Raw genomic sequence first — 11411 nt, forward strand, 5'->3', positions numbered from 1 at the left:
GCCTTCGAGCCGGTTTCTTTTTGTCCGCTGATGGGAAGGCTAGAGCGTCGCGCGACGGATATCCGAGCTTGTCGAGACAATATGGCCGGACTTCAGCACAAGATTGGCATAAACGGCGGCATATTGCTGGGCGCTGCGTTCCCAGGAGAATTTCGCCTTCATGCCCTGGTTCTGCAGCCGCGCCCACATTTTCGGGTCGGCATAGGCGTGCAGTGCGCGGCGAAGTGCGAGCCTCAGTCCGTCCGTGGTCACAGGATGGAACTGAAAACCGGTTGCGACGCGCGCCGACATGGCTGCGTCATTGGCATCGATGATCGTTTCCGAAAGTCCGCCGGTGCGGGAGACGACGGGGACGCAGCCGTAGCGCAGCGCGTAGAGCTGAGTCAGCCCGCAGGGTTCGAAGCGGGAGGGCTGCACGATGGCGTCAGACCCGCCATGGACCAGATGCGCCGTCGGTTCGTCGTAGCCGTAATGCACCGCCATCCGGCCCGGAAAACGCGCGGCGGTATCCGACAGAGCCCGCTCGATCTCGCGGTCGCCCTGCCCGAAGACGATCACATGGCCGCCGTGGCGGATGATCTCGTCCGCCGTATCGGCGAACATGTCGAAACCTTTCTGCCAGGTCAGCCGGCTGACGGCGGAAAACACCGGACCTTCGTTTGCCGGGTTCAGCCCGAATTTTCGAAGCAGCACGGCGCGGTTCTCGCGCTTGCGGCGCAGCGTGCCGACATCGTAATTGCGGGGCAGGTGCGGATCCGTCGACGGGTCCCAGATATCGAGATCGATGCCGTTGACGATGCCGCGCAGGACGGAGACGCGAGCATTCAGAACCCCGTCCATGCCCATGCCGAAGCGCGGGGTGAGGATTTCGCGAGCATAGGTCGGGCTGACGGTGGTGATCGCATCGACCGTCTGCAGGCCGCCCTTCAGAAAACTGATATCGCCGAAATATTCCATGCGGTTCATGGAATAGGCCTCTGGCGGCAGGCCGATGCTCATCAGCACGCCGGCAGGGTATTGGCCCTGGAAGGCGAGGTTGTGGATGGTTAGAACCACGGGCGTTTTGCAGCCGCGTTCGCGCATGTAGACCGAGGTCAGTGCAGACTGCCAGTCATGGGTGTGAACCAGGTCCGGAACCCAGCCCGGCAGCAATCCATCGGCGATTTCCGCCGCAGCGAGGGAAAGTGCGGCGAACCGCCTCCAGTTGTCGGGATGATCGATGCCCTCTTCGTCGACATAAGGGCCGCCGGGCCGGTCGTAGAGGGCGGGCGCGTCGAGGATGAAAAGGCTGAGGCCTTCGACGCGGGTATGGAGGAGTGCTGCTTTTTCGCCGAGCAGGTTTTCGAAAGTGACCAGCGGCATGGCGCTCTTCAGCTGCTGCATGACCTGGGGATAACCGGGGATCAGGGAGGTGGTCTCGATGCCGAGGGGGCTGAGCGCCTTGGGCAGAGACCCGGTCACGTCTGCAAGGCCACCCGTCTTCACAAGGGGGAAGATTTCGGAGGTGACCGAAAGAATTCTCATGCCGGGAAGCCCCCGCTTTCCATAACCAGTATTGATCCCCTGTCCGCCCGCGCTCCGCTCATCTCGACGGGGTTCGCCGATCGGGACGTAAGCGTTCATCATGCGTGCCTCCGCCATCTGCCAGTCTCACCCTCCAGAACGTTTTCGCCTTGGCCAACGTTCCTCCGTCAAGGCGGAAACGAGACCAAGTTCAGACGCAAAAGCCATTTCGATTTTCCAGGATAAACGAACCCGCGGCCGCAATGATGTCAGTCGCCGCGACCAGTAACGATGGTGATGAAGATGGGTGGCAGGCGGCGTCAGGCGCCAGCTGGAACCTTCTTGGAACGCTTCTTGGCCGGCTGGACGGCTTCCGGCATGGCAGCGGCCGGTGCCTTGGAAGTTGTCTTTGCCGGAGAAGCCTTGGCTGCAGCGGTTTTCGCTGCCGGTTTGGGAGTTGCAGCCTTCGACGCCGCCTTTGGCGGCTTCACGGCGGTCGCGGACTTGCCGCCCGATCCTGCCGCAGGCTTTTTCGAAGCGGTCGGCCCAAGCGTCGCATATTCGAGCTTGGCTCTTTCCCAATGCTCCCTATCCTTGCCCGAGGGATAGCCTTCTTCTTCCCACAACGTGTAGGCCCGCTTTCTGATCCAGATTTCTTCGGATTCCGCCATTCTTGTCTCCATTCGCCCAAGCGCCCCAAACGTGTGCGGCGCGGAAAAGTTCCCTGGTCAAAACGAAAAATCGCAACCCGGCCGAGACGCGGCCAACACTCGAAAAAAAACTTCCCCGGAGGCGGAACTTTTGGCTGTCGAATGTACTTATGGCCGCCGGGAAGGAGACACATCCAATGGGAAAGTACTGCGATATCGTTCCACACGCAACCGGCTGGGTCTATGTCATAGACGGCGTGCAGTCTGCGTCTTATTACCACACCTATGAACTCGCCATGGAGGCCGCCAAGGCCCATGTGGCGCGCGACCGAAGCGGTCGGGTGGAGATTTTCCGGCGACAGGCGCCGAACGGCGAGATGTTGCCGATTCCGACCATGCACGGACACCCCGATGCTTCGGTTCTGAGGCGATCTTTCCCGGCTTGAGGAGGCCGGAAGGGAGGAAAAACCCGGCGGAAGCCGGGTTTTTTTGTATGTACGGGTCGCGAAAAAGGCGCGGCCGAGGCCGCGCCTTTCTTCCGATCGCTCGAAATGTCACGCAGCCTTCTGGGCCGCTGTGTTGACGGCAGTCTTGGCAAGGGCCGTCAGAGCCTCGTCGGTCTTGCTTTCCTCGGCGAGCGTCTGTTCGAGAAGCGTTACCGCATCCCGGTGGCCGAGCTGCTGAGCCCAGGCGCGCAGGGTGCCATAACGGCTGATCTCGTAGTGTTCGACCGCCTGCGCCGCGGCGAGCAGGCCGGCGTCGAGGGCCGGAGTGCCCTTGAACTCGTCGAGGATTTCCTCGGCTTCCTCGATGATGCCGTCGATGGCCGGGCAAGTCTTGCCCTGGGCCCGTTTGCCGATGATCTCAAAGACCTGCTTCAGGCGATCGATCTGGCCTTCGGTTTCTTCCCTGTGCTTTTCGAATGCCGCCTTCAGCTTCGGATCCTGGGCGCCCCGCGCCATCTTCGGCAGCGCCTTCACGATCTGGCGTTCCGCGTAATAGATGTCCTTCAGGGTTTCATGGAAAAGGTCGTCGAGGGTCTTATTGGCCATGGGTGTCTCTCCTTGTTGATGAGTATTCTTGAGGCAGGGATTGCGAGGCATCTAACGACTGACCGCCTCACAGGTTCCAGGCAGATCAGTGCCTTTCGGGGGCTATTCGAAGATTGTTGCGGCAGGCGGTGATACCCTGGATGTCGAGGACGACGTCCTGGGCGCGCTCCTTGTCCGCAAGGTGGGCCACGTACCCCTCCAATGTCACTTCGCCGTTCTCCACCGAGACCGTCATGTTGGTCGGGTCGAGAAAGGCATCCTGCGTCAGTTGTTCATTCACGTCCTGTGCGATCAGATCGTCGGGGCGTTCGTAACCGTCCGGTCCCTTGCCGATCTGCTTTTCCTGCTCCGGTCCCTCGGCAAAGATATTGGCTTCGCCCTGAAGATAACCGCTTGGGCGGCTTTCCGCCGGGCCCTCCCATCGAGGCCATTGCGAGGTCTCGCCGGGACGGCCAGCTTTCGGCTGCTCATTCTTCATCGGCTTTCTCCTTATCAGGGGCATGATCGCCCGCAGCGGAGGAACCCATGGTTGCCGGAAAAGTTCCATGCGACTTGATGGAACCGGAACGCTCGGACGGCGTTTGATCGTCAACTAGAAAAATGCTTACGACGGGAGAGAGACATGCAGGACAGGCTGAAGATCTATCGGCTGGTGCCGACAGCTGCGCCAAAGGATCCGAACTGGCAGAACTCGCCACCGCATGGCGAAGTGGTGGTCCGGGCAAAGACCGCCGGCGATGCGCGGCTCGTGGCGAGCCAGGCGGAACTGGATTTCATGGAAATCGATGCTTCGCCCTGCGAGGGCAATTCGACCGAGATGGCGAGCGCCTTCCGCAGCGACAAGCTCTATACGGTGATCGAGGACAGTAGCGGCCGGTTCGCACCGAACGGGCCGCGGTGCGTGATCGGCGGGCGTGTGCGCGTCGACAACCTGATTTCGACCCAGCTCTGATGGCTTGAGGCGGGCCTATCCAGGACGGACAGCCTCAATCGGTGCGGCCGTCGCTCTTTTCGTTGAGTGCCCTCTGCAGCTCGCGCGCCAGGTCGAGCAGCCGATCAGGGACCTCTTCCTTCTCGATTTCGGTCAGAAGGACCGAGACCTTGCGGTTAACCCGCCGTCCCATTCTGACGTCCTGTTCCGCAACCGGAGTGTCTTGTTTCGTCATCCCGACCTCTGACGTAATCACCGCCGGCATATCCGTTGCCGAACAATGTCCGCCCGCCATAACCCTACATTAGCTTTCCATACATCATTACGGCTAACTTCGGATATCCCGAAAAAGTCACAGAGGACAAATGAATAAAGCGACTCCCTATCCGGGAGCCGCTGCATTTGTTCCAGAGGTTTTTGGGAAAATCAGTGCCTGGGCGGTTTCGGCGTGCCCGATGGGATGGATGTCACCGTGCTCGAGACGGGATCGCTCGCCGGAAAGGTATCTTCCAGCCCCTCGTTGAGCTGCTCGTCCAGCTCCTTCTTTTCGCCGCGCTCGCGAGCCGACTGCTCGGCTTTTTTGGGCGAACCCTTCTGCACGGAGTTGGGAGTGCTGTTGGTGCTCATCTGATTTCTCCTGGCCTGTTTCATCACGAAAACGGTTTGGATCGAACGTTTGTTCCGGAACCAAGCGGAGGCGGCGCGGGTTATCGGGCAAACGAAGGAGTTTTCCGTGGCGCCGCGCGTATTCTGGAAAGGTTATCTCAAGCTCTCGCTGGTCACCTGCCGCGTGACGATGACGCCGGCCATCTCCGAAGGTGCCAAGGTGCGGTTCCACAATATCAACCGCAAGACCAACAATCGCGTCCTCAGCCAGTATGTCGATGCCGAAACAGGTGAGGCGGTCGAGGACGACGATCAGGTCAAAGGCTATCCGAAGGGCGAGGACGACTACGTTCTTCTCGAAGACGAAGAGATCGAGGATGTCGGGCTCGAAAGCACCCGTACGATCGATATCGAGACTTTCGTGCCGGCGGACTCGATCGGCTGGATCTGGTACGACCGACCGCACTACCTGGCGCCGGACGACGAGGTGAGCGCCGAGGCGTTTGCGGTGATCCGCGAGGCCATGGCAAAGACCGGGACCGGCGGCATTGCCCGGCTCGTCATGTATCGTCGAGAGCGCGCTGTTCTGCTGCTGCCCAAGGACAAGGGGATCGTGGTCTGGACCTTGCGTTACGGCGACGAAGTACGCGACGCCGACGAATACGCTGTGGAGAAACCGAAGGAGAAGGCTGATGCCGAGCATCTGTCGATGATGAAGAAGATCATCGACGAGCGCACCGAAGCCTGGAAGCCTTCGATGGCCGACGATCCGGTCCAGGACCGGCTGCTCGAAATCATCGCCGAGCGCAAGAAGAGCCGGAAGACCAGGAAGAAGGTCGAGGAGAAGGCGCCCGAGCGCAGCAGCAACGTGATCGATATCACCGCCGCGCTGAAGAAGAGCCTGGAGGCGGAACGAAAGGCGCCGAGGAAGTGAGCCTCCCCCGGGTTTCTACCGTTTCTTCTTTCCCTTGAACTCGATCGGGGCTTCTGCCTTGCGAAAATCTCCCCAGGGATCGTTCGTCTGCTGGGCGATGCGGGCCGGGGCGTTGTTGACGGTGAAGTAGTTGGGGCCGATCGCTCCCCCGAGTTCGTCCCACGTAATCGGCATGGAGACCGGCGCGCCGGCGCGGGCACGGGTGGAGTAGGGCGCCACGGCGGTATTGCCGCGCCCGTTGCGCAGGTAGTCGATGAGGATCTTGCCACTTCGCTTCGACTTGGTGATCGTCGAGACATATTTGTCGGGATCGTCGCCGGCCATGCCGTCGGCCAGCGCCTTCATCGCCGCCTTCACCTCCGGCCATTCCGCCTTCTGCTTGACGGGGGCGACGACATGCAGGCCCTTGCCGCCCGAGGTCTTGACGAAAGCCACCAGTCCCATGTCCTCGAAACGACGCTTCACCTCGTGGGCCGCGGCGATGATCTCGGTCCACGACACACCTTCGCCGGGGTCGAGGTCGATATTGACCATGTCCGGCTTTTCCCAGTCCTCGAGGTTGGAGCCCCAGGGATGAATTTCGAGGGTCGCGCCCTGAACCAGGCCGAGCAGCCCGTCGAGGTCGCGGATGGTGATGTCCTCTTCCGCCGGATCGGTCGGGTCCTTCACGAGTACGGCATTCTTGGTCATGCCCTTCCAGCCGTGTTTCTGGAAGAAAAGCTGTTTGCCGATGCCGTCGGGTCCACGCACCAGCGCCAGCGGGCGGTTGACGACGAAGGGCGCCATCAGCCGCCAGACTTCGGTGTAATAGTCGGCAAGCCCGGCCTTGGTCACCCCGGCATCCGGCCAGTAGACCCGGTCGGGATGGGTGAGATTGACCGTCCGTTTCGGCGGCTTCGGTTGTTCCGCTGCGTTCACAGGTCCGCCCTCCCGGACGATATCCTTCGGGTCCTTGTCTTCGCGCAAGCCCCGGAAGGCCGCATGGCGGATATGCGCATCCGCCGTCCAGCCGCGGAATTCCACTTCCGCCACCAGCTCGGGCCGCACGAAAACGACATCCTTCTTTTCCACCGCCGCGAGCTTTTCGTCAAACGGGCTTTCGCCGGCCTGGATCTCCTGGAGGCTCTTGAAAAGCGATTGCGCCACGGCATTCGAATAACCGGTGCCGACGCGACCGGCATGCCGCAGCTTCCCCTTGTCGTAATATCCCATGACCAGCGATCCGATCGCCGTCCTCGAAACGGAGGAGGGGACAAATCCGGCGACCACGAATTCCTGCCGTGCCGAACATTTCGACTTCACCCAATCGCGGCCGCGGCCCGGACGGTATGGCGCGTCCGAGATCTTGGAGATGATACCTTCGAGGCTAAGCCGGCAGGCATGTTTCAGGACCAGACCGCCTTCCTCCCCGAAATGCTCGCTGTAGCGCAGGGCCGGGCCGCTGCCGGTCAGCAGGGTTTCCAGCGCCTCCTTGCGCTTCAGCAGCGTCGCGCCGGTCAGGTCGTAACCGTCCAAGTGAAGAATGTCGAAAGCGTAGAAGGTGAAGCGGTCGTCCCGGCCTTCGCTGAGGTCCTGCTGGAGCAGCGAGAAATCCGTGGCGCCGGAACCGGCCTCGACCGCCACTTCCCCGTCGATGATCGCATCGGTCGCGCTAAGCTTTGCGAATTCCGCGAGAATCTCGTCTCCGAACTTGTGCGTCCAATCCAGCCCGGTGCGCGTCAACAGCTTTACCTTGCCATTTTCGACACGGGCCTGCAGGCGATAGCCGTCGAGCTTGATTTCGTGGACCCAGCGTTTGCCGGAGGGCGCGCTCTTCACCAGCGTCGCAAGCTGCGGCTCGACGAAATCCGGAAGTTCGGCTTTCCGGGCGCCCTTGATCTTCGACGCTGCGATGTCGGATTTTTCCGGTTCTGGATCGGATTTCGCCTTTGCTTTCGGTTTGGCCGTACTCTTTGCCGCCGGTGCCTTGCGGCCCCAGATTTCATCCAGCGTCCTGCCTGATTTCACCGAAAGCGGCATTTCGTCGAGAATGTCTTTGTCGCCCTCGGCGCGGGCGAATTCGTCCTCGCCCTTGACCAGCAGCCAGTTCTCTCGCTTTTCTCCCTCTCTGGGGGCCATGCGGATCAGGTGCCAGCGGCCTTCCAGCTTCTCGCCCTTCAGCTCGAATTCCATATGGCCTTTCCTATAGGCCTTGTGGGGATCGCCGATGGGTTCCCAGGTGCCGCGATCCCAGAGCAGCACGGCGCCGGCGCCGTAATTGCCTTTCGGGATCATGCCTTCGAAACCGCCATAGTCGAGCGGATGGTCTTCCACATGCACCGCAAGCCGCTTTTCGCCCGGCACGAAGCTCGGGCCGCGGGTGACGGCCCAGCTTTTCAGCACGCCGTCCATTTCCAGCCGGAAATCGTAGTGCAGCCGGGTAGCATCATGTTTCTGGATCACGAAACTGTTGCCGGATGCCTTGGCCTTGCGGCCGGAGACTTTCCCCTGGGGCTCGGGGGAAGCCTTGAAGTTGCGCTTCTGATTGTAGGTTTCGAGCGCCATGATCAGCTCGCCTTTCTCTGCGGGGCGGCAGTCTTACGAGATACGGTTTTCTTGGCGGATTTCTTCGGCGCGGTCTTCTTGCTGCCGCCGGCGCTCTGACGCAGTGCGTCGAGCAGGCTGGAGACCTTCTTCGGTTCCGGCTTCGGCTGCTTCCTGAGCTTGCGGCCTTCGATCTTCGCCTTGATCAGCTCGGCAAGTGCTGCCTCGTAACGGTCGTCGAACTCGCTCGGGTCGAATTCGCCGCGTTTGGTGTCGATGATGTGCTGGGCGAGATCGAGCATCTCGCCCTCGATCTTGAAGTTCTTGATGTCGGAGAAGATTTCCTTGGCCGACCGGACCTCGTAGTCGTAGTTCAGCGTGTTGGCGATCAGCCCCTTCTCGCTCGGTCGGATCAGCAGCGTGCGCAGCCGCCGGAAGAGCACGGTGCGGGCGAGTGCGACGACATTCTTCTCCTTCAGCCCTTTTCGGATCAGGTCGAAGACCTCTGCGGAGGGTTTGTCGGCAGGCGCGAGATAATAGGGCCGGTCAATAAAGATGGTATCGACGCCGTTACATGGGATGAAGATCTCGAGCTCCAGTGCCTTGTCGCTCTCAGGTACCGCGGCCTTCACCTCGTCAGGTTCGAGGAAGACGTATTGACCGCTCGAAACTTCGTAACCCTTGACGATGTCCTCGCTTTCGACCGGCTTGCCGGTGTCGGCGTCGGCCATCTGGCGGTGGACGCGGTTGCCGGTCTCGCGATTGATGATGTGAAAGCTGACGCGGTCGGACGTCGATGCAGCCGTATAAAGCGCCACCGGGCAGCTCAGCTCTCCGACCTTCAGATATCCTTTCCAGTTTGCACGCGGTGCCATATCCGAACTCCCGGCAGAACTCCGTGAAAGTCCTATCAACAGGCCTGCTGACCTGTTTGTTCCCTCGAGCGAGGCGCGCTTTCCGTCACGAAGATGAACAGGGCATTCATCTTGGGGGAACCAAATACGCAAGGCGTGCGTTTGCCCCCGTCATTCCAGCCATGAAGACTTCGGAGAGGTAGGCAACGGTGTCTGAATCACAGTTGAATGGTGATCCTGCACGTGCAGACATAGTGAGGCTTATTCCGGCTCTCCGCGCATTTGCCCGTACTTTCTGCCGCAATCCCAGCGATGCAGACGACTTGGTGCAGGAGACGCTGATGAAGGCGCTCGCCAATCTCGACAAGTTCGAGCCAGGCACCAAGCTGAAAAGCTGGCTTTTCACCATCATGCGCAACACCTTTTATACGCGTGCGAAGGTGCTCGGCCGCGAGGCGCCGGGGATCGAGGAGAACATCTCCGGGGATACGCCGGTAGCGGCGAGCCAGGAGATGGCGGCAAGAGCCCAGGAGGTCCAGCGTGCGCTCCAGAAACTGCCGCCGCATTATCGTGAAGTGCTGACGCTGGTCGCGATCCTCGGGGAAAGTTACGAGGCGACGGCGGAGATCTGCGATTGCGCGGTGGGCACGGTGAAAAGCCGCCTCAACCGGGCGCGGCATCAAATTCTGCAGGAATTGGGAGAAGAAACCAACTGAGCTGCCGCATCGCGACAGCTTTTTCTTTGGAGGTCGTCATGAAGTTCATATTGATCGCGGTGGCGATCGTCCTGGTGACGATCGCCCCGGTTTTCGCGTTTATCTAGCCGGTCAGACCGGATCCTGGTCGAGGTCCGGGTAATGCCGGAATATGCCCGACTCGTTGAAGGCGAGCCGGCGCTTCGACTTGAGATAGGCTTCGATATTCGGACGTCCGGCGACCGCGTCGCGCAGCTTGGCGACGTTCGGATAATCGCTGTCGAAGTTTTTCAGGGCGCGCGGGAAGGCGTAGTGGAGGCCCTCGGCGAGCTGGAAGAGCGACAGGTCGACATAACTCAGGGCGTCACCCACCGCATGGCCGCTCTTTGTGGGGTTTGCGGTGATGACGCGATCGAAATAGCCGATAAATTTCGGCACCCGGTGCTTCAGAAAGGCTCCGGTGCGAGCCTTGGCCTCCTGCCGCTGATCCTCGTAATAATCGGCGGTGCTGATCGGGTGGTGCGTGTCGTGCACTTCCGTGATGAAATCGGTGATCGTCAGCTGCAGCCCGTGGGCGAAGAGGCGGGATTTTTCGTCTTCCGGCACCAGATCCAGCTTCGGCCCGAGATAGTGGAGAATGTTGGCGACATGCGAGACGATCAGGTCGCCATCTTTAAGGAAGGGTGGTGCGAAGGGCATATCGTAGCCGTGCTTGCCGTGGATATAGTCCATCATCTTTCCTGTGCCGCGATCGGTACGGGCGACATCCACATAGTCAGCTCCGGCCTCTTCCAGCGCCAGCCGCACAAATTCGCCGCGACCCTGAAGGCCGTCCCAATAATAAAGTTCGTAGGTCATCATCACTCCAGAAATTCTGCGATCTTTTTCAAATCTTCGACGAAACGGGCCCGGTTGAGCTCCGCATCCGGCTGATCCAGCGTCCTCAGCAGTGCCGAAGGGTGGATGGTCACCAGCACCGGCAGGCCATCCGGCGATCTCAGGACCGTACCGCGGTCGCGTGTCACTTTCGCCTGCTTTCCCAGCAAGGCATAAAGCGCCGTCGCGCCGAGCGCTACGGCGAGTTTCGGATGGACAAGGCGCAGCTCAGCCGCCAGCCACCAGGCACAGGCCCGGACTTCGCCGGCATTGGGCTTGGCGTGGATGCGGCGCTTGCCGCGCGGGGTGAACTTGAAATGTTTCACTGCATTGGTGACGTAGCAGATGTCGCGCTCGATACCGGCCTCCTCCAGACAGCGGTCGAGGAGCTTTCCCGCCGGCCCGACGAATGGCTTGCCCGCCTGATCCTCCTTGTCTCCCGGCTGCTCGCCGACAAACAGCACTTTCGCCTTCGGCGGTCCCTCGCCGAACACAAGATGCGTGGCGTTCTTGTAGAGGTCGCAACGGGTGCAGTTTTCCGCATCCTGCCTGACGTCCGGCACCCTGCCGCCATCCGCGCCCGGCGTCTCGAAGGCTGGTCCCTTGGCCGATGTCAGCATCCTTCCAACTCCTTGTAGCGATGTCAGAACCTGCTTGGTCGCGGGAGAGTTCCTTTAAATTTGCATCGCGGGAACACGAGCTGGAACTTTTGCACAGAGCTTGTGTTGATGGCTCGGGGTACCGCGAGGTTTTCGCGCCCGGGGATTTTCCAGTTCGGATAGGGTTT

Annotated in this window: 14 protein-coding genes; 4 read left to right on the forward strand and 10 right to left on the reverse strand. The window is 60.8% G+C overall.

Annotated features, from left to right (window positions below):
* Positions 1 to 39: 39 nt before the first annotated feature.
* Both glgA and C5J26_RS00110 read right to left on the reverse strand, forming a co-directional pair.
* Complete coding sequence (gene glgA / locus C5J26_RS00105; protein ID WP_172745724.1) at positions 40 to 1524, reverse strand: glycogen synthase GlgA; 1485 nt, start codon at positions 1522 to 1524, stop codon at positions 40 to 42.
* Positions 1525 to 1823: 299 nt separating this feature from the next.
* Positions 1824 to 2174 (reverse strand): DUF2934 domain-containing protein, encoded by a 351-nt coding sequence (locus C5J26_RS00110; RefSeq protein WP_105400007.1) that lies wholly within the window; start codon positions 2172 to 2174, stop codon positions 1824 to 1826.
* A gap of 176 nt (positions 2175 to 2350) precedes the next feature.
* Here C5J26_RS00110 and C5J26_RS00115 point away from each other — a divergent pair, with 176 nt between their 5' ends.
* Complete coding sequence (locus C5J26_RS00115; RefSeq protein WP_105419827.1) at positions 2351 to 2599, forward strand: hypothetical protein; 249 nt, start codon at positions 2351 to 2353, stop codon at positions 2597 to 2599.
* Between the two features lie 108 nt (positions 2600 to 2707).
* Here the strand turns inward: C5J26_RS00115 and C5J26_RS00120 are convergent, their stop codons facing one another.
* Both C5J26_RS00120 and C5J26_RS00125 read right to left on the reverse strand, forming a co-directional pair.
* Complete coding sequence (locus C5J26_RS00120; RefSeq protein ID WP_105400009.1) at positions 2708 to 3205, reverse strand: ferritin-like domain-containing protein; 498 nt, start codon at positions 3203 to 3205, stop codon at positions 2708 to 2710.
* Positions 3206 to 3290: 85 nt separating this feature from the next.
* Positions 3291 to 3683, reverse strand: coding sequence for a BON domain-containing protein (locus tag C5J26_RS00125; protein ID WP_172745725.1), 393 nt, complete (start codon positions 3681 to 3683; stop codon positions 3291 to 3293).
* A gap of 144 nt (positions 3684 to 3827) precedes the next feature.
* Between C5J26_RS00125 and C5J26_RS00130 the strand changes: the two genes are divergently transcribed.
* The gene (locus C5J26_RS00130) at positions 3828 to 4157 is read left to right on the forward strand and encodes a hypothetical protein (protein ID WP_046666476.1); all 330 of its coding nucleotides are present in this window, start codon (positions 3828 to 3830) and stop codon (positions 4155 to 4157) included.
* Between the two features lie 34 nt (positions 4158 to 4191).
* On the opposite strand, the gene C5J26_RS32475 is transcribed toward C5J26_RS00130, so the two are convergent.
* A complete protein-coding gene (locus C5J26_RS32475) occupies positions 4192 to 4329 on the reverse strand; it encodes a hypothetical protein (RefSeq protein WP_172745726.1) in 138 nt (45 codons plus the stop codon).
* A gap of 233 nt (positions 4330 to 4562) precedes the next feature.
* Complete coding sequence (locus C5J26_RS00140; RefSeq protein WP_105400012.1) at positions 4563 to 4763, reverse strand: hypothetical protein; 201 nt, start codon at positions 4761 to 4763, stop codon at positions 4563 to 4565.
* A gap of 106 nt (positions 4764 to 4869) precedes the next feature.
* Here C5J26_RS00140 and C5J26_RS00145 point away from each other — a divergent pair, with 106 nt between their 5' ends.
* Positions 4870 to 5676, forward strand: a complete 807-nt coding sequence (locus tag C5J26_RS00145; protein WP_105400869.1) for a Ku protein — start codon at positions 4870 to 4872, stop codon at positions 5674 to 5676.
* Between the two features lie 15 nt (positions 5677 to 5691).
* Here the strand turns inward: C5J26_RS00145 and ligD are convergent, their stop codons facing one another.
* Positions 5692 to 8220, reverse strand: a complete 2529-nt coding sequence (ligD, locus tag C5J26_RS00150; RefSeq protein WP_105400013.1) for a DNA ligase D — start codon at positions 8218 to 8220, stop codon at positions 5692 to 5694.
* Between the two features lie 2 nt (positions 8221 to 8222).
* Complete coding sequence (locus tag C5J26_RS00155) at positions 8223 to 9074, reverse strand: Ku protein (protein WP_105400014.1); 852 nt, start codon at positions 9072 to 9074, stop codon at positions 8223 to 8225.
* A gap of 203 nt (positions 9075 to 9277) precedes the next feature.
* Here C5J26_RS00155 and C5J26_RS00160 point away from each other — a divergent pair, with 203 nt between their 5' ends.
* Positions 9278 to 9769, forward strand: a complete 492-nt coding sequence (locus tag C5J26_RS00160) for a sigma-70 family RNA polymerase sigma factor (protein WP_245440483.1) — start codon at positions 9278 to 9280, stop codon at positions 9767 to 9769.
* Positions 9770 to 9880: 111 nt separating this feature from the next.
* Here C5J26_RS00160 and C5J26_RS00165 read toward each other — a convergent pair whose 3' ends face one another.
* The gene (locus C5J26_RS00165) at positions 9881 to 10606 is read right to left on the reverse strand and encodes a glutathione S-transferase (protein WP_105400870.1); all 726 of its coding nucleotides are present in this window, start codon (positions 10604 to 10606) and stop codon (positions 9881 to 9883) included.
* 2 nt (positions 10607 to 10608) lie between these two features.
* A complete protein-coding gene (locus tag C5J26_RS00170; RefSeq protein ID WP_105400016.1) occupies positions 10609 to 11244 on the reverse strand; it encodes a UdgX family uracil-DNA binding protein in 636 nt (211 codons plus the stop codon).
* Positions 11245 to 11411 lie beyond the last annotated feature (167 nt).

The sequence above is a fragment of the Neorhizobium sp. T7_12 genome (assembly GCF_002968535.1).
Classification (GTDB): Bacteria; Pseudomonadota; Alphaproteobacteria; order Rhizobiales; family Rhizobiaceae; genus Neorhizobium; species Neorhizobium tomejilense.